Here is a 24647-nt window from a genome sequence, read left to right on the forward strand (position 1 = left end):
GTCAGGAATATGAATGAAGATCAAATTGCTCTGCTTACTGTTTGTTTTTTTAATGTCAGCGCAAGCAGCTCAATCAAACGCAGCTCAAACGGTTCCTTTATTAGCGCCAACGCAGCAGCAATCTCAGGCGGCACATTTATCTGCTGAAGTATTAACTCGATATCACTACAAGCCTGTATTACTTGATGATACAAGCTCCTCTAAAATATTTGATGCTTATATCAAGTCGTTAGATGGGCAAAAGATATTTTTCTTACAGTCTGATATTGATCAGTTATCTACATTTCGCACAATGCTTGATGACGCCATATTAAAAGAAGATCTATCCATTCCCTTTGAAATTTTCAATCTCTATCAGCAGCGCATTGTAGATCGCATCACTTATGCTCGCTCTTTACTCAAAAAGGGCTTTGATTTTAAAGTAGATGAGAACTCACAATTAACACGCGAAAAATCTCCATGGGCAAAGTCTCAAGACGAGATGAATGATATTTGGCGTAAACGCGTTAAGAATGATTGGCTTCGCCTTAAGCTAGCAGGTAAAAACGATAAGAGCATCATCGACACCTTAGACAAACGATACGAAAATAACTTGAAAAGTAATGCAAAATTCAAGAGTGATGACGTGTTCCAAAGCTTTATGAACGCTTACACCATGACGATTGATCCACATACTAATTACTTTGGCATTCAGCAGTCGGATGACTTTGACATCTCTATGAAGCTCTCACTAGTTGGGATTGGCGCTGTATTGCAAGATAAAGACGAATACACCACTATTCGAGAACTGGTCGTTGGCAGCCCTGCTGCGCTTTCAGGAAAACTTGAAGTAGGCGATCGAATTGTAGGTGTAGGGCAAGGAGTGAACGGCACCGTGACAGATGTGATGGGTTGGCGGCTTGATGATACGGTTGCACTCATTCGTGGCGCTGAGAACTCTGTGGTAGTCCTAGACATTTTGCCCGTAACAGCCAGTACTGATAGCAAACATAAGTTGATTGCACTTACAAGAAAGAAAATTAGCCTAGAACAACAAGCGGCTAAAAAATCCATCATTAAGGTGACAGATAATGGCGTAACACACCAAATTGGCGTGATTAGTCTGCCTGTTTTTTATCAAGATTTTGAAGCCCGCCAAAACGGTGACAAGTCTTTTAAAAGTGCCACTAGAGACGTATCGCTACTATTAGAAGAGCTTAAAAAAGACAAGGTTGACAGTGTATTAGTCGATTTACGTAACAATGGCGGTGGTTCATTAGACGAAGCCATTGAATTAACAGGTTTGTTTATCAATAAAGGCCCCGTATTACAGGAGCGTAATGATAAAGGCGTGATAAAAGTTGATAGTGATACTAGAAAAGGTGCGCTTTGGGATGGCCCACTAGGTATTCTAATTAACCGCGGCTCAGCATCAGCCTCTGAAATCTTCGCCGCGGCAATACAAGATTATGGTCGTGGTGTCATTATTGGTGAACAGAGTTTTGGTAAAGGTACCGTGCAATCTGTAATAAATCTAGATCAACTGGTTAAGAATGATAAACCTAAATTTGGCGAACTTAAGATGACGGTTGCGCAATTTTTCCGCATCAATGGTGGCACAACGCAATTACGAGGCGTGACGCCTGATATCAGCTTACCAACCATCACCGATCTAGATAATTCGGGTGAATCAAGTTATGACAATCCTTTGCCTTGGTCACAAATTAAGTCTGCTGAATTTACCTCAGCAGGTGATTTGAAAACAGTTATTCCTAAACTTATCGCTAACCATAATTCACGTATTAGCAAAGACAAAGATTTTCAGTACTTACAAGAAGATATTACGGAATACAAAAATCAATTAGACAAAAATCTAATTTCATTAAATGAGGCTGAACGTATTAAAGAGCGTGAAGTGCAAGAAAAGCGCTTGGCATCACGTGAGAAAACCAGCAATTCTCAATTGAATGACTCTTTAAGAGACGATGGACTTCAGATAAACGAGCGAAATCTAAATCGTGAATTAGAAATCGAAAAGATAAGAAAGAATACTAAAGATATTTTACTTAACGAAGCTGCAAATGTGCTTAGTGATGAAATCAGCTTGCCTAGGGTTAATAATACCGTCGCAATAAACCCAACACCTAAAACCGAAATGCATTAGCTTAAGTAGCGTGGGGTTACCCCCACGCAACATTTTACGAACTCAAACACTCCACATGCACCGATACATCCAATTCATGCTGTTGGCCGCCAAATATCACGCCTTTAAGCGGGGTAATATCTGCGTAGTCTCTTCCCCAGCCTAGTGTGATGTGTTGTGTGTTAGGCATTTGATTGTTGGTGGGGTCAAAATCTATCCAGCCTTGTTCTGGCACGTAGACTGAAAACCAAGCGTGTGAGGCGTCGGCCCCGATGAGCTTAACTTCACCAGGAGGAGGTAGCGTTTCTATATAGCCACTGACATATCTAGCGGCCAAACCTACCGAACGTAAGCAGCCGATTGCAAGGTGCGCAAAATCCTGACAAACGCCTCTTCTATGCTCTAGCACTGTCGCGAGCGGCGTGGCAAGGGTTGTAAAGTCTGGGTCAAAAGTAAAGTCTTTATAAATACGCTGCATTAAATCGTTGACCGCGTCTGTCATTGACCTGCCCTGTGTAAAAGAGGGTGCTGCATACTCTGCAAGCTCTGAGGTCACGGCAACTAAGGGTGAATCTAATCTGTATTGGCGGGCATCCAGCGTATCTACAGTTTGTTTTGCAACATGCGTTTGCTGAGCCAGCAAGTCACGTACTTCTTCCCAAGTATAGCCTTGATAGAAATCTAATTGGGCTGGATTTTCTTGCAGTTGCACCTCGCTGATGGCGGTAATGGTGAAAACTTTATGCGCTTGTTGTATAGAAAAATATGCCACATGGTTGCCGAAGAAATCTTCGCGAATACGAAAATCTGCTGCGTAGGGTTCTATATTCAAGGTAGATGAAATCACTTGTTGATTGGTGCAGCTTCTAGGCATCAATCTGGCTTCGCTGTAAGAGCGCCCTACCGCATCGGTGTAATCATACTTTGTGATATGGGTGATTTTATAGTGCATGCTGAATCTCGTTAGACTGGCTTAACCGCGTTTAGAGAATGTTGCACCTGCCCATGCTGAAAATAGGTGGCAGTAACGGTGTCAGATAGCGTGGCAATCAGGTAATACAAGCGGCTGAGCGTTTGATCTAGGTTTTCTCTCACATTGCCATCCGTGGTTTTAATCAGGTCATTGATATTAGTTAAATCTAACAAGCTGCAAGCTTCTAATATCAAACGTTCTTCCATGCTTAGCTTAGCATTGCTTGGTTTTCGTGGCATTTTACTCACGTGTTTCTGAATGCGATTAAATTGGTAGGCTAAAGAACGTGGATTATTTTTATCCAGCATTAACAACTCAATGAACGAAGGCAACTCGATGCTGTTGCGATAGTGTTCACGGTAACAAATCAGATTGTCGCTAGTATCTAACAATGACTCCATCAACAGTTGCTCTGCTCCTTCCACCTGTGCAGTCGAAAAACAACTGCGTAACAGTGAAATAAGCAATAAAGCACGTTCAAGACGACGACCTAAATCTAAAAACAGCCAACCATTGCCACGCGTCATACTCTCCATAATCAAGCCGCTAAAGGCTGACAGCGCGGTGATTAGACCGTCCATATGCTCTTGTATATTCCACAGCGTAGATTCAGTCAGTTGCTGCGATTGTTCTAGGTGGCTCTTAATTTCATCAATCACGCGCCACGTGTCAGACGACCACAAGTTACGCACCGCATAACCTGATTGCACTAAGCAACGCTGATTATTAGCGATGCTGCCGATTTTCTCTTCATCTAACATCAATGACAGAAGTTCATTATCGGGTGTTTCAAGTAGCTCGGCTGAATCTTTACCGATAAAACCCGGGTAGGTATTAGTGATATTGGTCAGGCCGCGCAAAATAGTGTGCAAACTGTTTTTATAATGCGTGTTGTTATTGTCTGGGTTGATATAAAGCTTTTTAACCGTGGTGCGCAGCAACCGGATGCTGCCTTCCGTGCGCTCCGCATAGCGACCTACCCAAAATAGATTTTCTGCAATACGACTAGATAAGGTGCTGCTGTAAGTGCTGGTAATAAACTCTGCATGCTTGTTTTCTGTAGTACTGGCTTGCAGCGCGGTATTGCCGCCCACTATCCATGTATCTTTACTCATGGCACCTAGCTGATTTGAAACCAGCACATCACCGGTTTGCGTCGCACTGCGGGTGAGGCTTCCTGGCATAAGGTGATAGCCGCGCTCTTGAGCGACCATAAAACAGCGCATCAATGACTGCCGCGGCTCTAAACGTCCATCAACCAATGATGGCGCGGTAGAAAACACTTCATGTTCTTGCCCCACAAAGAATGCTGGGTTAGCACGAATACGGTCGCACCAGTAAGCGATTTGTTGCCGACTCAACTGGCTGCCAAAAACCGAGGTCATGGCACCACGGCAGATATGCTTAATCACTAATTTATGCAGATTGTTCAGCACATAATCCAGCTCTTTGGGCTGACCGCACCACCATGTGGCTGCGCTTGGCAAACGTAGTTTCTTGCCCAAAAAGTATTCTGCGATTCTTGGCAGAAATGGCAATAAACCCGGACTTTCTAATACGCCGCTGCCTAAAGGGTTGGCAATCGTCACATTGCCTCTGCGCGCCACTTCTAGCAAACCTGGAATACCCAAGCGAGAATCATCGCGCAACTCTAGTGGATCACAAAACACATCGTCCATGCGGCGCATAATGACATCTACACGCTGCAAACCATTGAGTGATTTCAACCAAACAAAACCATCGCGTACAGTTAGGTCATCGCCTTGAACCAAGGGATAGCCTAAATGTGAAGCTAAATAAGCATGTTCAAAAAAGGTTTCATTAAATGGCCCTGGCGTAAGCACCACCACTCTAGGCGCATCAGAGTTTTGTGGCGCAATTTCTTGCATACCATGACGCAACGATTGAAAAAAGCCATCTAATCGTTGTACTTGGGTGTCACGAAAAATATTTGGAAACACGCGTGACATCGCCAGCCTGTTTTCCAAGGCATAACCAGCGCCGGAAGGCGCTTGGGTACGGTCACCAATCACCCACATGCGATTATCAGGGCCACGCGCTAAATCCGCAGCATAAAGCACTAACTGATGTTTACCGGGTATTTTAACTTTGTCGCAAGCGCGCAAAAAACCACTGTGATTGAACAACATCTCTATCGGTAACAAGCCTTGCCGAATAAGCTCACGCGGTCCGTAAATATCCGTCAGAATCAAGTTCAGCAGCTCTGCACGCTCTAGCAAGCCCAACTCAATATCGCGCCATTCTTCATTAGCCAGCAGCAAGGGCACAGAATCTAGCTGCCACGGGCGACTGCTACCGTCAGGGTCACCATACACATTGTAAGTGACGCCGTTCTCACGTAATAGCTTGTGAATTTCATTCTGCCTTAAGCTAACTTCACCCTGCCCTAATTTTTGTAAGGCTTGAATATAATATGCCCAGTGCGGACGAACCTTGCCAGATTGATCGAGCATTTCATCCAACATGCTTGCGCCCGCCGAATAACCAGCCGTATTACCTAGCCAGGCATTAGCGTTTGAAGCTTGTGAATATTGATTTGAAGTTGCCATGTTTTATCTCAGAAACCTAAGCACATTTTAAGCTTAAATGTGGCTCAGCGGGTAAGTTGCATCACTAGACATAAATTTTAACAAATAAATACCTAGCATCACCTAAATGGAGCCTGATTTAGCGCGATTTACAGCGCAAACAGGTTGCTTGTTGATTCATTAAAAAGTTATTATTAATGCTTTATTTATCAAGCTGCATATATGACTTATTGTGTTGGAATACTACTAGAATCTGGGTTGGTAATGGCATCTGACACCCGTACGAATGCGGGGGTTGACCAAGTGGCTACTTTTCCTAAAATGACCACTTTTGAAGTACCCGGTGAGCGCACTATGGTGATGCTAACCGCAGGTAACTTAGCGGTGACTCAAGCAGTATTGCAGCACTTGCATAAAGACATTGCAAATAACGAAACGCATAATCTACACAATGCTACCAATATGTTTGATGCTGCGCGCCTTATTGGTACGGCCATTCGCACTGTGCATAAAGAAGATGCCGAACATTTACGCCACCACAATACAGATTTCAATATATCCGTTCTGTTTGCAGGGCAAATTGCAGGTGAGCCAACGCGGCTTTTCAATATTTACTCTGCAGGTAATTTTATTGAAGCCAGCCAAGAAACTCCTTACTTCCAAATAGGGGAAACAAAATACGGCAAACCGATTTTAGACCGCGTTATTAACTACAAATGCGGCCTAGAAGATGCGCTTAAGTGCGTGCTGATTTCTTTTGATTCAACTATTCGCAGTAATGTTTCCGTTGACTTGCCAGTTGACGTACTGGTGTATAGAAACAACAAACTCAGCATAGATTACAATCACCGTGTAGCTAAAGACGACCCTTACTTTCTCTCAGTACGCCAACATTGGGGCGAAGGTTTACGAAAAGTCTTTGCTGAAATTCCTGGCCCTGATTGGTGTTAATCAATTTTTAGCTCTAATTTAACAAAGCCCGAAAGGGCTTTTTATTTACCTCAATTTAAATTCTCTGAAGTACTGCTCCGCCTGCTCTGCTGGCATAGGTTTACTGTAGTAATAACCTTGCACCTCATCACAGCCTTGAGCCCGCAGATAGGTGAGCTGCTCGACTGTTTCCACCCCCTCTGCAATAGTTTGTAAGCCAAGACTTTTAGACATACTAATAATAGCGCTCACAATCGCTTTATCTTCAGGGTCGGTGCTAATGTCTCGCACAAAAGATTGATCAATCTTAAGTTTATAGACTTTAAACTTCTTTAAATAACTCAAGGAAGAGTAACCTGTACCAAAATCATCAATAGACACTCGAATGCCGAGGTCGTGTAGCTTATTCATCACTTCAATAGCCGCATGAGGATCATACATTGCGACGCCTTCAGTGAGCTCCAACTCAAGATATTCGGGAGCCAGCCCAACTTCTTCAAGTATTTGGGTGACTAAGTGAGGCAAATCTGGATGACGGAACTGTATTGCTGAGATATTCACCGCCATAATTAACGGGTCGTGACCCTCTTCCATCCATAACTTAGCTTGCTTCACGGCTTGCCGTAGCACCCATTCACCGATAGAAATAATCAAGCCTGAATCTTCAGCAATTGGAATGAATTCCGCAGGTGAAATAGCACCAAGCTCTGGGTGATGCCAGCGTAATAAAGCCTCAGTTCCGATGACGCAATTTTGATGAAGCGATACCTGAGGCTGATAATGCAAGCTTAGTTGATTGCGTTCAAGCGCATAACGCAAAGCATTGACCAATTGCAGATTTCTGGAGGATGTAGCCTGCATTTCAGCAGTAAAGAAACGATAGTTGTTTCTGCCCTCTTGTTTGGCTCGGTACATGGCTGTATCGGCCTTTTGGGAAAGCACCTCAAAATCCACGCCATCATTTGGATATAGTGCAACACCCACTGAGCCTGTGACAGTAAGCTCGAAAGAGTCAATATGATAAGGCTTAGCCATAATGCTAAGCAGTTTTTGCGCTACGTTAGCAGCACCGCGAGAGTCCGTTCCAGGTAATATTAAGATGAACTCATCTCCACCTAAACGTGACAGCGTATCCTCTTCACGCAAGGTTGACTGTAATCTATTCGCGACCTCTATCAGCAATAAATCGCCAATACTGTGGCCTAAGGTGTCATTAATGTCTTTAAAGTGATCGAGATCTAGAAATATAACGGCTAATTTACTATTATTACGTTTAACTAAACTTAATGCGTATTTGAAGTGGTCTTGCAACAAAATCCGATTGGGCAAGCTGGTTAAAGCGTCAAAATGTGCAAGTTTCTGAATTTGGCTTTCAGATTCTTTACGATCAGTAATATCTCTAACGAAGGCACTAAAAAAGACAAGATTACCTGTCTCAATTTTTGCAACAGACATTTCAACAGGTACTTCTGTACCATCAGATCTTAACGCACTCACCTCTACACGCCGGCCTGTCATATTAGATTGATTAGTGGCAATCACTCTGTGCATTCCCTTGATATGCGCTTCTCTGTCTCTTACTGGAATAATAAGATCAGATAGTTTTTGACCAATTGCATCCTCTCGTTTGTAGCCAAACATTTTATGAGCGGCGCCACTCCATTCAATGACTAAACCCTGGCTATTCATATTGATGATTGCATCTAAAGAATTTTTAAGCACTAATCTAGAGATTTCCTCGCTCTCTAACAACTTGCCATTAAATTGTTCACGCTCATTTTCAACATCAAAGTTATCGAGCGCGAAATCAATGTCTGACGTCATTTCAATCAGTAGATTTTGACCTTCCTTATCAAACACGTTTTGGTCATCGGCATATATATTAAATGTGCCAACAACCTTACCATTACGATGCAACGGTAACGCTGCAGAGGCGCCCCATTCAAACTTTGCGCTCAGCTCATGCCAAAATTCTGTTGCTGGGTCATTATGAAAATCTAGGCACCAAAATGGTTTATCTTCACGAAATGCTGTACCACTTGGACCGCGACCAGTAATCTCTTTAGCATCTACTGAAATTTTAAGTAACTCTAAATACTCAGTCCTAGTTCCATAGGATGCAACGGGTGCTAATAACTGACTCTCATCATCAAACAACCCAATCCAAGCCATCTTCACTCCACCAAATATCACCGCATCTTGGCAAATCTTAGGGAACAACTCAGCCTCATTTTTACTGCGCACAATAGCCTGATTGCATTGACTTAAAGCCGCATACAATTGAGTTTGCCGATGACTCCGCGCTTCAGCAGCTTGATGCTCAATATTAATTTTAGCCAACTTAATCTGTGTTTGAGATAACCATCCCATGACACTATTTTCCATGCCTCGGCTGACTGGTATCTTAGATAGAAAATCACCACTGCCAATTCTGACTAAATGCGCATGCACTTCATCTGCAGAAGCACCCAAGGTTGCATTAAGCGCCTGATAAGCACGTAATAATGTTAAAGAAATAATACGCCGAACAAAATAACGAGCGTCCTCAACACCAAAGCAGTCGTTTCAGCATAATGGAGATTAGCTAACGTTCGTTTATCCATCATTTGATTGAAGTTACTAATCGGCTGCATAATGCCAGCTTTAGCTTTATGGTAAGCCAAGTCATTGAGCATCAGACTAGCTTGATTACGATTGAACTCCGTAGTCTCGTTTGTTGGCTCGATTAACCTCATCGCAGCAAATTCTATGTGCGTCAATAAATCAGAATTAGACTTAGCTTTTGATAACTCTGCAAACTCCTCATCGGTAAAGCTAGCCTCTTTCATTAGCTGGAGTAAGGGCTTTTTCTCACCATAAGCACGTGGCCTTATATTGTCAGCTAAAACTAAATCCCAATATATATTGTTGTATGAAGTTGGACGAGGAAGCTTGCCATTGCGTATGTCCAGAATTTCTTGAAAATGCTGCTTATAAATACTATCGCCAGTAATCACATAAGTACGCACCATACGCGTCAGGTCGTCAGACGATTGACGCAACTCTGCCGCTAAAAGGTACGACCGAATTCTTAACTCATTAGCGCGATCAATCTGCTTTTCTGAATAAATATAAGCAAAAAATACCACACAAAAAGCAAGTAACATCGCCAATGTTAGGCGATAACTCTTTGAAATACTGAGTAATGTTATATGAACTGTCAATTACTTAGACCCTAAATAAACCCTACCTTAAAACATTCACAAGATACGCACATAAACACCTCATTCAGCTGAGTGCTTATATAGGATTAAATTGAAGCTTAAATAGATTTAAATATAAGGTTACATGAAAGGTGAATAGAATAATTGCTTAAATTAGCACTTAATAACAACTTTGTTTATAAAATTAATAACTTGTGTTTGTTATCATTCCGTAACATCGGCAATTTGTTCCGCCAACAGCCTAGTACGTACAAAATTAATATGCCCGCGTAATCCATAAAACATATCTGCAAATGCAGCGGGTATTTTTATATTACTCAACTTCGCTTCCAGCTCGTCTAGATTATTCATTATCTCATGACGCTTATCCACATCATTTGCTGAGCCAAATGCATCTTTCTCAAGCTCAAGTAACGCTTTATAAAAAGGATAAATTGCCAGTTGAATTTTCCAGCGATAGATACTTGGTGCTAATTTTATTGCAGGTATTAATATCAACAATAATGGCACCAAAAAGACCAATATTCTATTAATAAAACTGGCCATCCAAAATGGAAAATCACGATATAGAAAACTTTTACCTGACTTGTAATAGCGAGTTGCATCTGGGCTAATTCGGTATTCCTGAGTCGTTAGATTAGGAAACTCCCCACTTTTCACAAATAAAGTGGCCGAACCATGTACTTCGTTTGCTGCATCTAGTAACAAATCAGATAATGCCGGATGCAAGCTATCACGCGCTATTAATTCAACCGTAGGTGCAATTAAATTTAAATCGTTTACAGGAATATTTTTGCCTAAATCGATTGAACCCATAGGCAAAACTAACTTATGTAAATATTTAATACGTCTTGTATAACCATCTGCTTGATCAAAATTAAAGATGTTAATACCTGGTGTTTTCACCAAATCTTTAATCAATTGTAATGAGGCAGAGTCGCCCATCACAAATATTGCATCGATCTTATCCTGCAATAAGTCTTCCACGGGATTTATACTTGGTTTTTCAATTAACTCCGTACTGCCTCCAGGTAAAATTCCATTTTCCTTTAGCATAGACAATGCCAAAGAATGCGTACCACTACCAAGCTCGCCGACATTCAATCGCTCACCAGTAAAATCCGAAATTAAGTTTTTACTTTCACCTCGATAAAAAATCATCATGGGCTGATAAGCAATACTGCCAAGCGACATCAGCTTATCGGTCTTAATTTTGCCGACAACCCCACTTTGTACAAAGCCAATATCAACATTTACGTGCTTATCAACCAACTTATTGAGATTATCAATAGAGCCGTTTGATGGCACTATATTAAGCGTCACGCCCTCTCTAGCCAAAATCGCTTTGTATTTCAGCGCATTTTTTTGATAAATGCTGCCTTCCTCGCCGGTTGTGATAGTTAAGCTAGTTGGTGCGGCAGAATTAAAAAATAAAAATACCGCGATGCAAATGAGCGCTAAAATTCCCAACACCCAGAACATCATCAGAAGAACGCTACTGCCATAGATTGCTGCCAACTTGGCCCATATATTTTTGAAATATGCTTTTAATTCAATCATGTCATTTGAAATTCCGTAGGCAACTATTGGTTACTGGTTAATTTGCAATTCTCTGTAATGCATCTCTATTCATTTCAGTGCGGCTATTCAAGCCAACTCTAGATATGAGAAAAGCCCAAAAGGGCTTTTCTAAAAAATATCAAAAAATCCAAATTTCTGAGATAAATCTCTGAAATAAATCTAAAGTCTGGTGAGAACCCACAAATAACTAAATATCCAAATTACCCACACCTAATGCGTTGCTTTCGATGAAAGCCCTTCTAGGCTCAACATTATCGCCCATTAATGTGGTGAATATTTCATCTGCGGCAATTGCATCGTCAATCTGTACTTTAAGTAAACGACGTACGGTTGGATCCATCGTTGTTTCCCATAGTTGCGATGGGTTCATCTCGCCCAAACCTTTATAGCGTTGTATATTGAGGTTATGTTTAGCCTCTTCTAGCAACCAATCCAGCGCTTGTTTAAATGTGCTTATGGTTTGTTCTTTCTCACCGCGTTTAATTAGCGCGCCTTCGCCTAGCAAACCTTGTAGCATCACAGACATTTTGCTAATTTGACGATAGTCACCTGAGCCTAAGAACTCGGCATCAATCACGCAGCATTGCAAATTGCCATGTACGTATTTATTGATCTCTAAACGATGCGCGCCTGCTTCTTTGTCAAATCCTACAATCACGTCACTGCCAATGGCGCCTAATATTGGGCGTAATTTAGCAGCTGCAATTTCTGTGGTTTCTTCAGTACTTAAACTCATTTCACCCAAATCTTGCATAGCGCGCAACACGCTTTCATCATAAAGCGCTGCAATTCTGCGTATGACTGCTTCTGTCAGCACCATTTGCTTAGCAATTTCAGCTAACGGTGCGCCTGTAATGACTTCTGCACCTGTTTTAGTGGTGAGCTCTGCGCCTTTTAGTGCAGATTGCAGTAAATATTGATCTAACTCTTGCTGATCTTTTAAATAGCGCTCATCTTTGCCTTGTTTTACTTTATACAAAGGTGGTTGAGCGATATAAATATGACCACGTTCTACTAGTTCCGTCATTTGGCGGTAGAAGAATGTTAACAACAATGTACGGATATGCGCACCATCAACGTCGGCATCGGTCATGATAATAATACGGTGATAGCGTAGTTTCTCTGCATTAAAATCCGCTTTACCAATACTAGTACCGAGCGCGGTAATGAGTGTTGCAATTTCTTGCGAACCTAGCAATTTATCAAAACGTGCTTTTTCTACATTTAATATCTTACCTTTTAGAGGCAGAATAGCCTGAAACTTACGATCACGACCTTGTTTTGCTGAACCACCCGCTGAGTCACCCTCAACTAAGTAAATTTCACATTTTGCTGGGTCGCGCTCTTGGCAATCTGCCAACTTACCTGGTAAGCCCATAGTATCCATCACACCTTTACGACGGGTGATTTCACGTGCTTTACGCGCCGCCTCACGGGCGCGAGCCGCATCTACCACTTTACCTACGATGATTTTTGCATCGGCTGGGTTTTCAGCTAAGAATTCGGCTAATTTAGCTGAAACTACTTCTGATACCACTGGCTGCACTTCACTAGAAACTAATTTATCTTTAGTTTGTGATGAGAATTTTGGGTCTGGTACCTTTACTGATAGCACACAGCAAATTCCTTCACGCATATCATCACCAGTTGTTTCTACTTTAGCTTTTTTGGCAATATCACTTTGTTCAATATATTGGTTCAAAGTACGTGTCATGGCCGTGCGTAGGCCTGTTAAATGCGTACCGCCATCGCGTTGCGGGATATTATTGGTAAAACATTGCACGGTTTCAGTGTAAGAATCGTTCCATTGCATAGCAACTTCAATAGTCATCCCGTCTTTTTCACCTATCGCATAAAACGTTTTAGGATGAAGAACGGTTTTAGTACGGTTCATGTATTCCACGAAACCTTTAATGCCACCAGAATAAGCAAAATTTTCACTTTTACCTGTGCGCTGATCAACCAATTCAATTTTTACGCCGTTATTCAAGAATGATAACTCGCGAATACGTTTTGCTAATATTTCAAAATGGTATTCAACCAATACAAAAGTTTCTACTGAGGCTAAAAAATGAACTTCGGTACCACGCTTTTCACTTGTACCTGTTTGTACAAGTGGTGATACAGCAACACCGCGGTGAAACTCCATTTGATGTACTTTACCTTGGCGATATATCTTTAAACGCAACCAATCAGATAACGCGTTTACTACAGAGACGCCCACACCATGTAAACCACCAGAAACCTTATACGAGTTTTGGTCAAACTTACCACCCGCATGAAGCTCAGTCATTACGATTTCAGCCGCTGAGCGCTTAGGCTCATGCTTATCATCATCTTTAATGTCTGTGGGAATGCCACGACCATTATCAGACACGCTGATTGAGTTATCTGAATGAATAGTGACTTTAATATCATCACAATGACCAGCTAAAGCTTCATCAATCGCATTATCCAGCACCTCGAACACCATGTGATGCAAACCTGATCCATCAGACGTATCGCCAATGTACATACCTGGGCGTTTACGAACTGCATCTAAACCTTCAAGGATTTTAATGCTTGATGAATCGTAATCTGGAGATACTGGTTTTAATTCTGGTTGATTTTCAGCCATGCTTTTTGTCTTTGTATAAATATATATTTGGGTTTAATTGAGTGTTTCACGTGAAACATGCGCTTATATACGCATTGGCATGACCACATATTTGTAATCATTATTATTTGGCACAGTAATTAAACAGCTACTATTTGCATCAGCAAATGAGAAAGTGGCTTGTTCGCTACTAGTGTTATTTAACACATCAATCAAATAAGTAACATTAAAGCCTATATCTAAACTATCACCTGCGTAATTGATTTCTAGCTCTTCTTCTGCTTCTTCTTGATCGCTATTTGTGCTGATTAATTTTAAATTATTATTACTTAGCACCATACGAATACCGCGGTATTTCTCGTTAGATAAGATTGAAGCGCGCTGCATTGCTAATAGCACGCCTACTCTATCTGTTGTAAATGAATTTTGATGGCCTGTTGGAATCACACGATTGTAATCAGGGAACTTACCATCAATCACTTTTGAGATTAATTTAAAGTGACTAAAGCTGAAATTTACTTGGTTACTGGCTAATTCAATTTGTACATCTTCATCGCTATCATCTAGCAATTTAATTAGTTCAATCACTGTTTTACGCGGCAAAATGACATCTTGCTTATCATAATTTTGTTTAAGCTCAGTTGATGTGAAGCTTAGTCTATGGCCATCTGTCCCGACAATATTTAAACGATTGGCTACCACCTCAAATAACAAGCCGTTTAAATAATAACGAATGTCTTGTTGCGCCATAGCAAACTCAACTTGTTTTAACAAATCTTTTAACTGCCGCTGACCAATCGTTACCAAAGTGCTTTCACCTTGTGTTTTAGTCATCACCGGATAATCAGCTGCAGGCAGCGTTTGTAAATTGAATCTACTTTTGCCAGCTTTCAAAGTAATACGGCTGTCATTAGTTGCCATATTGATTTCTGAGCTATCTGGCAATGAACGACAAATATCTAGTAATTTTTTTGCTGATATTGTTGTTGAAAAATCACCTGTTGTTGCACTTTCTATTGAAAGAGATATTTGCATTTCTAAATCTGTGGCGGTTAGATGAATTTTGTTCTGCTTAGCCTCTAATAACAAATTAGACAATATTGGTAAGGTATGTCTTTTTTCTACAATACTAGTGACAGAAGTCAAAGGCTTTAACAATGTTTCGCGGTTGATTTGTATATTCATCTTTATAACCTAAATAATATATATATAAATAATAACAATAATAATGTTGCAATTTTCTGTTGATAACTGATTATTTTTTAATTAAATCAGTCAGTTAATGCTAATTTTTTTATCTTGATAAAAGCATATTCTACTGTGGATAAATTGTTGAGTAAAAAATGTAATTCACAAATACACAACCTTATCCTATTTTTATCCACAGAAAGTTCATAACTTAACTTTGTCTAAATGTAGGTAATTTACAAACTTTCATTCAATCTAAATTGTATTTCTAATCTCTAATGACTTGCACTAAAAAGCTAATATCACGGGTAAATGTTGGATCATTTTGCCTTAATAAATCTACTTCATCACATGCATGCATTACCGTAGTGTGGTGTCTACCACCGAATGCCTCGCCAATCTCAGGGAAGCTATGGTTAGTAAGCTCGCGCGATAAAGCCATGGCAATCTGCCTAGGGCGTGCAAAATTCCGCGTACGCTTCTTGCTGTACATCTCAGCGACTTTAATTTTGTAATAATCAGCGACGGTTTTTTGTATATTTTCCATCGTTACCTGCCTACCACGCACCGCTATTAAATCACGAAGCGCGTCTTTTGCTAAATGTACATCAATACTGTGGCCAGTAAACTTTGCCATAGCAATAATACGATTTAGTGCACCTTCTAACTCACGCACACTGGAGCGTATTTGCTTAGCAATAAAAAAGGCGACATCTTCAGGTAAGTTTAAATTAACCGCTTCTGCTTTTTTTAATAGAATAGCTACACGCATTTCAAGCTCAGGTGGTTCTACCGCAACGGTTAAACCCCAGCTAAAGCGTGTCCGCAAGCGTTCATCTACATCGATAATTTCTTTAGGATAAGTATCACAAGTAATGACAATTTGTTTTTTTGCTTCAATCAGTGAATTAAATGCGTAGAAAAACTCTTCTTGCGTACGTGTTTTCTTTGCGAAAAACTGAATATCATCAATCAGCAATAAATCTAAAGAATGATACTGGCGCTTAAACTCATCAAAAGCTTTGTGTTCATATGCCTTTACCACATCTGTGACATAGCGCTCCGCATGTAAATATCGAACTTTCGCATCTGGATTATGTTTTTTTAACTCATTACCAATCGCTTGTAATAAATGCGTTTTACCTAACCCAACGCCGCCATAAATAAACAATGGATTGTAGGCAGTACCAGGATTTTCAGCGACTTGTATGGCTGCAGCGCGTGCTAATTGGTTTGCACGCCCAGTGACATAATTATCAAAATTAAACGCGCTATTTAAGCCAGAGCTAACTTTAGATGGCTCATTATTTTTTTTATTGATGCTTTTAGAGCTTGAAATGGCTTGGCTAATTTGACCGATTTTCGATTCCATCAAATTAATATTACTGCCAACCTCAATTTTAGCTGGCTGTTTAGCAGTTGGTTTTTCAGTATTGTTTTTTTGATCTGAATCAGAAATGACAAAATCAATTTTAATATTAGCTAAATGTAGATCATGCGCAAATTGCTCGATTTTTTTAAGAAAACGCTCTTTCACCCATTGCATGACAAATCGATTAGGCGCGATTAACCTCACTGCATTACCCTCGACTTCTGCCTGCAGAGGTTTAATCCAAGTGTTAAATTGCTGCGTTGAGAGCTCTTGCTCAAAACGACTGAGACAAGTTGGCCAAAAATTTTCCATCTATCGTGATTTACCTAGGTATTTAGTTTGCAGAACACTTGCCAGCACATTAATTAATAGTTAACTGTTTGTTTTTATTGTAATTAATAATATAATTTGTTTATTAATACTGGACAGTTTATCCACTACATTTTAGCTGGTTTACGCTAACTTATCCACAGGCAAATACAATCTTTACAAAACTAAATAAACGTTGACAAAATAGGCAGTTATCGTGTCTAATAGCGCCCTTTATAGCATTTCGCTCGCTGGAGAATTACATGAAACGTACATATCAACCTTCTAAAACACGTCGCGCCACAACTCATGGCTTTTTAGTTCGCATGTCTACTAAAGGTGGCCGTGCTGTAATCGCTCGCCGCCGCGCTAAAGGTCGTAAACGTCTAGGTCTGTAATTTTAAAGTCCATTAGGGCTTTTATATTACATCGCAACATTATTAGCGTTAGTTTTAATAACAGTAATTTTTAATTACAGTATTACTAAAGCGGTTAAAAATAATGGTGCAAAAATATAGGCTTGTTAAGCAAGCCAAGATGATTAAAACGGATGATTTTTCATCCGTTTTTAATTTCCGCAAACGTTTTTCTTTGAAGTATCTGGTGATGCACTATCAGCCAAATAGTCTTCAACGTGCGCGTTTAGGTTTAGTTGTAGGAAAAAAAACAGCTAAATTAGCGGTCAGTAGAAACTATATGCGTCGAGTTTTGCGTGAGTTTTTTAGGTTAAATCAGCATGATATTTGTCATGTTGATTTAATTATAAGAGTGCAAAAAAAATTTGATAAACTAGATTTTTTTCAAATAAAACAAGAGTTTGATACACTTATTCACAAGTTGAACCAACGCATTATTGTAAGCCAACAAAAGAGCCCACAAGTAATGAGACAAGCAAATGATAATCTCTAAAAATTAGTGATGAACATAATGGCGCGTATACTAATATGGTTGATTAAAGCTTACCAAGTATTGCTGAGCCCATTCTTTGGCCAGCAATGTCGTTTTTACCCTACTTGCTCACACTATTCGATAGAAGCTATCAGTAAACATGGTCCGATAGTTGGTAGTTATTACACAGTACACCGCTTGTTGCGTTGCCATCCTTGGCATGCCGGTGGACACGATCCCATTCCTTAACATTTAAAATACTTTATAAGATTGCCCTAAAAATCATGGATACAAAACGTTTAGTTCTGTTTGTTATATTTTCAATGTCAATTTTGATGTTGTGGGATGCTTGGCAGCGCGAACATGCGCCCGCTGAAGTGGTGCAACAAACTAGTCAAACTGTAGCGGCTGGTGCGACAAACGCTACTGCTGCCGTGACTGGAAATGTCGCTGTAGATAGCGATTTTAAACTCTCAGCGGGTCAACGTATTAGCGTCACTACAGACCTATACAAAGCTGATATTGAAACTACCGGCGGCGATTTACGTAGATTAGAGCTGTTGAAGCATCGTGCCTCAGATAACGTGAAAACCAACTTTATTTTGTTGGATGATGCGGCAAACCCAATGACTTACGTGGCGCAAACAGGCTTAATTGGTGCAGACTTACCTTCACATAAAGCAGTGTTCACTTCTTCTGCAGCAACTTATCAAATGCAAGAAGGTAAAGATGCGCTAGAGGTGCGTTTAAGCTGGGTTGGCAATGGTGTAACGGTAGATAAAATTTACACATTCCATCGCAATAAATATGCAATCGATGTTAATTATGAAATCAAAAATGGCTCTGCAGTAGCCATTACACCAGTTGTTTACTACCAAATCGTACATGACAACGAGTCAAATCAAGGTTCTAAATTGATGCCAACGTTTACAGGTGGCACCTACTATACTGAAGCGACTAAATTCAAAAAACTTGCATTTAAAGATATGGCTAAAGAGCCGCTTAAAGTGACCTCAAACGATGGTTGGGTTGGTTTGTTGCAGCATTACTTTGTGAGTGCATGGATTCCTAAAGATGGTTTAGTACGCGAGTTTTATACAGAAAAGCTTAACGAACACATGTACAGAATCGGTTCAAAAAGTACATTAAGTACTATTGCACCAGGCGCGAGTTTAACTGTTCCAGCACGTTTATTTTCTGGTCCACAAACTAAGCATGATTTAGTAGAAACCGCACCGGGCTTAGAGTACACAGTGGATTACGGTTGGTTAAAAATGGTGGCTTCTCCACTATTCTGGGTGTTATCACTTATCCACAGTTTAGTACACAACTGGGGTGTAGCGATTATTCTACTTACCTTGTTAATTAAAGCAGCTTTCTACCCATTATCTGCAAAAAGCTATCGCTCAATGGCGCAGATGCGTGAATTAGCGCCACGTTTAGAGTCGATGAAACAGAAATTTGGTGATGATAGACAGAAAATGCAGCAAGCGATGATGGAGCTCTATAAAACAGAGAAAATCAATCCTATGAGCGGTTGCTTGCCGATTTTGATTCAAATCCCAGTGTTTATTTCACTGTATTGGATGTTACTAGGTTCAATTGAATTGCGCCACGCGCCATTCTTTGGCTGGATTCAAGATCTTTCAGCTGTGGATCCTTACTATATTTTGCCAATAATCATGGGTATTTCTATGATTATTCAAACCAAACTGAATCCTAAACCAACAGACCCGATTCAAGCTAAAGTGATGACTTGGATGCCTGTTATATTCAGTGTTTTCTTCTTCTTCTTCCCAGCTGGTTTGGTGTTGTATTGGGTTGTGAATAACATCATCTCAATTTGGCAACAATGGTATGTGAACAAATCAATCCATGCAGCAGCATTATTGAAAAAGTCAGGTGGCAAACACTAAGCCACTAGACACCATTGCCGCCATCGCCACAGCCAGTGGCGCTGGCGGCATTGGCGTTGTACGGGTGTCTGGGCCATTTTCTGGTCAAATAGCCACTGGCGTTCTAGGGTACATCCCTGCTTCACGCCATGCAGCTTATCTAGATTTTAAACAAGCCAGCGGCGATTTAATTGATCGTGGCATTGCAATTTATTACCCCAATCCTCATTCATATACAGGCGAAGATGTCTTAGAGCTTCAGGCTCACGGTGGTACTGCGCTTATGCAGATTTTGCTGGCGCGTTGTATTGAGTTGGGTGCACGCCAAGCTGAACCAGGTGAGTTCACTCGCCGTGCATATCTCAATGACAAGATTGACTTAGCTCAAGCCGAAGCGGTCGCCGATGTGATTAATGCCGCGACGGCTGAGGCCGCTAAAAGTGCTGTCAGATCTTTGTCGGGCGAGTTCTCGCAGCGCATCAATGCCCTACTTTTAAAACTTATCGATTTACGCATGTTTGTTGAAGCGTGCTTAGATTTTCCTGAAGAAGAAATCGACTTTATTACACAAGGTCGCGTAGCAGATAAATTAGCTGCAATTATCGTAGAGTTGAATTCGGTATTTGCAAAAGCCAAGCAAGGTAGTTTATTGCGCGAAGGCATCAATGTCGTTTTAGTCGGTCAGCCCAATGTTGGGAAATCTAGTTTAATGAATCAGCTCGCAGGTGAAGAAATTGCCATTGTCACCTCAATTGCTGGTACAACTCGCGATACCATAAAAAATGCTATTCAAATAAATGGTGTACCTATACATGTCATTGACACTGCCGGTTTGCGTGAAACTGATGATGAAGTAGAAAAATTCGGGATTGAGCGAACTTGGCGAGCTGCAGAAAGCGCCAATATCGCATTATTATTGATAGATGCAGCTCATGGTATCACGGAAACCGAAAAATCGATTTTAGCTAGGTTGCCGCAAGAAATTCGCAAAATTTGGGTGCATAATAAAATTGATGTGGCAAATCAACCTGCTTTAGTTACAGAAAAAGACGGCGCAACGCATATTTACCTTTCTGCCAAAACTGGAGCAGGTTTGGATTTATTAAAAAGTCATTTACTAAAACTTGCGGGTTATGAAAATAATTCTGAAGGTGTTTTTATGGCACGCGCCAGACATTTAGAAGCATTGAACCAAGTGCAGGCACATTTAAATTTTGCAGCAGAACAAATTAACTCTGCGGAGTTGGTAGCTGAAGAGTTGAGAATATCTCAGGAAGCATTAAGTAGTATTACGGGAGAGTTTACGCCAGATGATTTATTGGGCGAGATATTCTCAAAATTCTGCATCGGTAAGTAGTGATTAATAAGCAATAAAAAAAGGCGCTCAAGGCGCCTTTTTTAATATTACAAAGAGTTAAAACTTATGCTGTTTGGTCATCAACTGTCGCTTCAGGTGCATTTTTCTTTACAGACTCAATACCATTGTCGCGACCTGCTTCGCTTTCGTACATTTGGCTTTGACCAATGACTTGGTGGTTGCCAGCTTTAAGTACGAAGTACGGCTTCTCAGATTTTGAAACTAAGCGATCGTAACGTGCATCATCAGCCGCATTTTTTTGGATTGAAGCAATGCCATTTAATGCGCTAGCTTTGCTTTCGTACATTTCGCTTTGCATAATAATTTGGCCATTACCTGCTAATAGATTGAAATGAAATTGTCCGCTTTTTGCTGTTTTTAATTCGAATTTACCCGCCATACAGTTCTCCTCAATATTTGTTCGGTGAAAGCGCCGTGGTATTTGCACAAATACGCTTGCCATACTATAGGCGCGCAGTCACTCACTAGTCAATACCTTACCCCTTTTATTATGTTTTGAAGATGTTAATTTTTGTGTTTCACGTGAAACAATATCCGTTTCTACGCGGCTAAACAACACGCAAAATAACGGCAGTGTATACTTTCAATCAACTATAAAAACTAATAAGTTTAAACATGCCACTTTCATGGAACGAAATTAAAACCCGCGCTAATGCTTTTTCAAAAGAATGGGAAAGTGAATCGCGAGAAGATGCTGAAGCTAAGTCTTTTTGGGATGCCTTTTTTAATGTATTTGGTATTACACGCCGCCGTATTGCCAGCTTTGAAGAACCCGTTAAAAAGTCAGATGGTAAAGGCGGCTTTATCGACATGCTTTGGCGCGGTCAGTTACTGGTTGAGCATAAATCGCTAGGTAAAAGCTTAGACCGTGCATTTACCCAAGCACTGGATTACTTTCCTGGCATTAAAGAGCGAGATTTACCTAAATACATTCTAGTGTCAGACTTTGCAAAATTTAGGCTTTACAACCTAGAAACGAATGAGCAAATTGAATTTTTGCTGAAAGATTTATATAAAAATATAAAATTATTTGGTTTTATTGCTGGTTATCAAACGCAAATTATCAAAGCGCAAGGTCCAATTAACATCAAGGCCGCAGAGCATATGGGCAAGCTGCACGATGCGCTTAAAGTCGTGGGTTACACAGGGCATGAGCTAGAGGTTTATTTGGTTCGCCTATTGTTTTGTCTGTTTGCAGAAGATACTACGATTTTTGAAAAACGCTTGTTTCAAGATTACATAGAAACCAAAACCAGTGCGGATGGTAGTGATTTAGCGCTGCACCTCAACAGCTTATTTTACGTGCTTAATCAACCTACAGAAAAGCGCCTGACTAACTTAGATGAAAGCATGGCGGCTTTTCCGTATGTGAATGGCAAACTGTTTGCTGAGCCGCTATTGCCCGCTCAGTTTGATAGCAAAATGCGTGAAGCCCTGCTGGATTTATGCGCGCTGGATTGGAGCTTAATCTCCCCCGCTATCTTCGGTAGCCTGTTTCAAAGTATTATGGATGCTGACGCGCGACGTAACCTTGGTGCGCATTACACCAGTGAAGAAAATATATTAAAGCTGATTAAGCCCTTATTTTTAGACGCACTTTGGGCGGAATTTGAAAAAATAAAGAGCAATAAAAAGCGTCTGCCAGAGTTTCATAACAAGCTTCGCAGCCTGACCTTTTTAGACCCCGCTTGTGGTTGCGGCAACTTTTTAGTGATTACCTACAGAGAGCTACGCCTGCTAGAGTTAGCCGTGCTGCGTGCTAGCCGTTAAAGTAACCAGCAAGTATTGGATGTACAAAGCCTGATTAATGTCGATGTAGATCAATTTTACGGCATCGAGATTGAAGAGTTCCCTGCACAAATTGCCCAAGTGGCGCTGTGGCTGACAGACCATCAAATGAATATGCGGGTTTCAGAAGAGTTTGGTGCGTACTTCGCCCGTATTCCGCTAAAAGCCACGCCACATATTATTTGTGCCAATGCGCTTCAGGTTGAATGGTCGGGAGAGTTGCCAATATTTGATTACATTTTCGGTAATCCACCATTTCTTGGGAAATCTAATCAATCTGCAGAACAAAAGATTGATTTGCAAGCCGTATGTTCAGAAATAAAAAATGCGGGATTGCTGGATTTTGTGGCTGCTTGGTATGTTAAATCTGTACGATACATCCGAGGAGATTATATTCGAGGCAATTTGATTATACCAACGCCAGAAGAGCAATCCAAAATGAGAGGTATAGCAACAGATGATACTTACAATAAGTTATATGATAGTTGGGTAAACTCTAAACCCAACCCTAAAACTAAATGTGCATTCGTCTCTACAAACAGCATAACGCAAGGTGAGCAAGTTGGCGCACTTTGGGCTTGGATGTTAGCGCAAGGAATCAAGATTCATTTCGCACACCGCACCTTTAGCTGGAGCAACGAAGTACGCGGTAAAGCGGCTGTGCATTGTGTGATTATTGGTTTTGGCTTGCAAGATGTGGCTGATAAAACCATTTATGAATATGTTGATATTAAAGGTGAGCCGCATGCAGTGAAGGCAGGTAACATTAATCCTTGTTTGGTTGATGCGCCAGATTTGATTATTGAAAAATCCCGCCGTCCAATTTGTGCTGTGCCTAAAATGACCTATGGAAGTAAACCTGCAGACGGTGGAAATTTAATTCTTACTGAAGTTGAACGTGCTACATTGTTGGCAAGTGAACCTTCTGCTGAACATTACGTTCGTCCTTACATTGGCTCTGAAGAATTAATTAACGGTAATGGACGCTACTGCTTATGGCTAAAAGATGCAAGCCCACAGTTGTTAAGAAAAATGCCGCTAGTCCTAGCTCGGGTTGAAGCTGTACGACAAATGCGATTGGCTAGTACAGATCAAAATACACGTAATTGGGCAGAAAAGCCTAGTGAGTTTCAGACAGACAGGCAGCCTGAAAGTGATTATTTGGCATTGCCAGAGGTTTCATCAGAGCTTCGTAAATATATACCAATTGCATATTTGCCAGTAAATGTTATAGCAAGCAATTTGCTTTACACCATTGAGGGCGCTGGCTTATACGATTTTGGTTTTCTTTGTTCAAGTATGCATATGGCTTGGTTGAGAACGATATGTGGGCGCTTAAAGAGCGACTATCGATATTCAGCAAGTTTAGTCTACAACAACTTCCCATGGCCTGTCCTGCAAGCCAATATCCATGCACCTCTCGAGGCATGTTCCCAGGCGGTGTTAGATGCGCGTGCGGCGCATATCAATGCATCGTTGGCTGATTTGTACGACCCGCTCACCATGCCAACCAATTTGCTCAAGGCGCATCAGGCTTTGGATAAAGCAGTAGATGCCGCTTATGGCTACAAAGGAGCTAATACCGATGCCGCACGTGTGGCGTTTTTGTTTGAGCGTTATCAGCAACTCACTAGCCTGCTGCCACCCGAAAAATCCAAAAAACCGCTAAAAAGAGCAAATAACACCTGCCCTGCGAGCCAATATCAATGCGGGTTGTAGGGCAGGTGTTTTAAGTACAAATTTCACAAAAAACAAACAGTGGCGATGTAGCCTGTCATACTTCGCTTTGCTCAGAATGGAGCTTGATGAATTGGGGGTATGGCACTGGCAATATTTAGACGTAAAAAAAGCAGTGTTTCACGTGAAACACTGCTT

The 24647-nt window shown here is 40.9% G+C and carries 17 protein-coding genes and 1 pseudogene; 9 read left to right on the forward strand and 9 right to left on the reverse strand.

The window, feature by feature from the left end; all coding sequences use genetic code 11:
- Positions 1-52 precede the first annotated feature (52 nt).
- Positions 53-2143 (forward strand): carboxy terminal-processing peptidase, encoded by a 2091-nt coding sequence (locus PSU72_RS11020; protein ID WP_300432547.1) that lies wholly within the window; start codon positions 53-55, stop codon positions 2141-2143.
- A 34-nt stretch (positions 2144-2177) separates the two neighbouring features.
- Here the strand turns inward: PSU72_RS11020 and PSU72_RS11025 are convergent, their stop codons facing one another.
- Positions 2178-3074 (reverse strand): transglutaminase family protein, encoded by an 897-nt coding sequence (locus PSU72_RS11025; protein WP_300432548.1) that lies wholly within the window; start codon positions 3072-3074, stop codon positions 2178-2180.
- Positions 3075-3085: 11 nt separating this feature from the next.
- Entirely contained in the window at positions 3086-5665 is a 2580-nt protein-coding gene (locus tag PSU72_RS11030; RefSeq protein WP_300432550.1) for a circularly permuted type 2 ATP-grasp protein, read from the reverse strand.
- A gap of 201 nt (positions 5666-5866) precedes the next feature.
- Here PSU72_RS11030 and PSU72_RS11035 point away from each other — a divergent pair, with 201 nt between their 5' ends.
- On the forward strand, positions 5867-6595 hold the full coding sequence (locus tag PSU72_RS11035; RefSeq protein WP_300432551.1) for a proteasome-type protease: 729 nt from the start codon (positions 5867-5869) through the stop codon (positions 6593-6595).
- A gap of 45 nt (positions 6596-6640) precedes the next feature.
- Here PSU72_RS11035 and PSU72_RS11040 read toward each other — a convergent pair whose 3' ends face one another.
- The 6 genes from PSU72_RS11040 to dnaA form a co-directional block, all read right to left on the reverse strand.
- Positions 6641-9046: an EAL domain-containing protein gene (locus PSU72_RS11040; protein WP_300432552.1), complete on the reverse strand. Its 2406-nt coding sequence runs from the start codon at positions 9044-9046 to the stop codon at positions 6641-6643.
- 35 nt (positions 9047-9081) lie between these two features.
- Positions 9082-9777 (reverse strand): hypothetical protein, encoded by a 696-nt coding sequence (locus PSU72_RS11045; protein ID WP_300432553.1) that lies wholly within the window; start codon positions 9775-9777, stop codon positions 9082-9084.
- A gap of 204 nt (positions 9778-9981) precedes the next feature.
- Entirely contained in the window at positions 9982-11337 is a 1356-nt protein-coding gene (locus PSU72_RS11050; RefSeq protein ID WP_300432554.1) for a TAXI family TRAP transporter solute-binding subunit, read from the reverse strand.
- A 208-nt stretch (positions 11338-11545) separates the two neighbouring features.
- On the reverse strand, positions 11546-13975 hold the full coding sequence (gene gyrB, locus PSU72_RS11055; protein WP_300432555.1) for a DNA topoisomerase (ATP-hydrolyzing) subunit B: 2430 nt from the start codon (positions 13973-13975) through the stop codon (positions 11546-11548).
- Positions 13976-14038: 63 nt separating this feature from the next.
- A complete protein-coding gene (gene dnaN, locus PSU72_RS11060; protein ID WP_300432556.1) occupies positions 14039-15139 on the reverse strand; it encodes a DNA polymerase III subunit beta in 1101 nt (366 codons plus the stop codon).
- Positions 15140-15410: 271 nt separating this feature from the next.
- Positions 15411-16826 carry a chromosomal replication initiator protein DnaA gene (dnaA, locus tag PSU72_RS11065; protein ID WP_300432557.1) on the reverse strand — a complete coding sequence of 472 codons (1416 nt, stop codon included), beginning with the start codon at positions 16824-16826 and terminating at the stop codon, positions 15411-15413.
- A gap of 260 nt (positions 16827-17086) precedes the next feature.
- On the opposite strand from dnaA, the gene rpmH reads away from it, so the two are divergent.
- The 5 genes from rpmH to mnmE all read left to right on the forward strand — a co-directional run bounded on the left by rpmH (position 17087) and on the right by mnmE (position 20963).
- Complete coding sequence (rpmH, locus tag PSU72_RS11070; RefSeq protein WP_300432559.1) at positions 17087-17221, forward strand: 50S ribosomal protein L34; 135 nt, start codon at positions 17087-17089, stop codon at positions 17219-17221.
- Between the two features lie 103 nt (positions 17222-17324).
- Positions 17325-17732: a ribonuclease P protein component gene (gene rnpA, locus PSU72_RS11075; protein WP_300432560.1), complete on the forward strand. Its 408-nt coding sequence runs from the start codon at positions 17325-17327 to the stop codon at positions 17730-17732.
- Positions 17733-17750: 18 nt separating this feature from the next.
- Positions 17751-17960, forward strand: a complete 210-nt coding sequence (gene yidD / locus PSU72_RS11080) for a membrane protein insertion efficiency factor YidD (RefSeq protein WP_300432561.1) — start codon at positions 17751-17753, stop codon at positions 17958-17960.
- A gap of 35 nt (positions 17961-17995) precedes the next feature.
- The gene (gene yidC / locus PSU72_RS11085; protein WP_300432562.1) at positions 17996-19627 is read left to right on the forward strand and encodes a membrane protein insertase YidC; all 1632 of its coding nucleotides are present in this window, start codon (positions 17996-17998) and stop codon (positions 19625-19627) included.
- Complete coding sequence (mnmE, locus tag PSU72_RS11090; protein WP_300432563.1) at positions 19614-20963, forward strand: tRNA uridine-5-carboxymethylaminomethyl(34) synthesis GTPase MnmE; 1350 nt, start codon at positions 19614-19616, stop codon at positions 20961-20963. The genes yidC and mnmE overlap by 14 nt, the downstream gene beginning before the upstream one ends.
- Positions 20964-21027: 64 nt before the next feature.
- On the opposite strand, the gene PSU72_RS11095 is transcribed toward mnmE, so the two are convergent.
- Complete coding sequence (locus PSU72_RS11095; protein WP_013149453.1) at positions 21028-21363, reverse strand: YegP family protein; 336 nt, start codon at positions 21361-21363, stop codon at positions 21028-21030.
- 236 nt (positions 21364-21599) lie between these two features.
- Between PSU72_RS11095 and PSU72_RS14440 the strand changes: the two are divergent.
- Together PSU72_RS14440 and PSU72_RS14445 are read left to right on the forward strand one after the other, a co-directional pair.
- Positions 21600-24155: pseudogene (locus PSU72_RS14440) on the forward strand (class I SAM-dependent DNA methyltransferase); the annotation flags it as partial.
- Between the two features lie 24 nt (positions 24156-24179).
- Entirely contained in the window at positions 24180-24491 is a 312-nt protein-coding gene (locus PSU72_RS14445) for a type IIL restriction-modification enzyme MmeI (RefSeq protein ID WP_367186092.1), read from the forward strand.
- Positions 24492-24647: the final 156 nt, after the last annotated feature.

This window comes from Methylotenera sp., from assembly GCF_029945535.1.
Lineage (GTDB): Bacteria > Pseudomonadota > Gammaproteobacteria > Burkholderiales > Methylophilaceae > Methylotenera.

Bases quoted from the DNA above. Each gene is read 5' to 3' on its own strand.
- PSU72_RS11020 (WP_300432547.1), top strand. From the start codon at position 53: ATGTCAGCGCAAGCAGCTCAATCAAACGCAGCTCAAACGGTTCCTTTA.
- PSU72_RS11025 (WP_300432548.1), bottom strand. From the start codon at position 3,074: ATGCACTATAAAATCACCCATATCACAAAGTATGATTACACCGATGCG.
- PSU72_RS11030 (WP_300432550.1), bottom strand. From the start codon at position 5,665: ATGGCAACTTCAAATCAATATTCACAAGCTTCAAACGCTAATGCCTGG.
- PSU72_RS11035 (WP_300432551.1), top strand. From the start codon at position 5,867: ATGACTTATTGTGTTGGAATACTACTAGAATCTGGGTTGGTAATGGCA.
- PSU72_RS11050 (WP_300432554.1), bottom strand. From the start codon at position 11,337: ATGATTGAATTAAAAGCATATTTCAAAAATATATGGGCCAAGTTGGCA.
- gyrB (WP_300432555.1), bottom strand. From the start codon at position 13,975: ATGGCTGAAAATCAACCAGAATTAAAACCAGTATCTCCAGATTACGAT.
- dnaN (WP_300432556.1), bottom strand. From the start codon at position 15,139: ATGAATATACAAATCAACCGCGAAACATTGTTAAAGCCTTTGACTTCT.
- dnaA (WP_300432557.1), bottom strand. From the start codon at position 16,826: ATGGAAAATTTTTGGCCAACTTGTCTCAGTCGTTTTGAGCAAGAGCTC.
- rpmH (WP_300432559.1), top strand. From the start codon at position 17,087: ATGAAACGTACATATCAACCTTCTAAAACACGTCGCGCCACAACTCAT.
- rnpA (WP_300432560.1), top strand. From the start codon at position 17,325: ATGGTGCAAAAATATAGGCTTGTTAAGCAAGCCAAGATGATTAAAACG.
- yidD (WP_300432561.1), top strand. From the start codon at position 17,751: ATGGCGCGTATACTAATATGGTTGATTAAAGCTTACCAAGTATTGCTG.
- yidC (WP_300432562.1), top strand. From the start codon at position 17,996: ATGGATACAAAACGTTTAGTTCTGTTTGTTATATTTTCAATGTCAATT.
- PSU72_RS11095 (WP_013149453.1), bottom strand. From the start codon at position 21,363: ATGGCGGGTAAATTCGAATTAAAAACAGCAAAAAGCGGACAATTTCAT.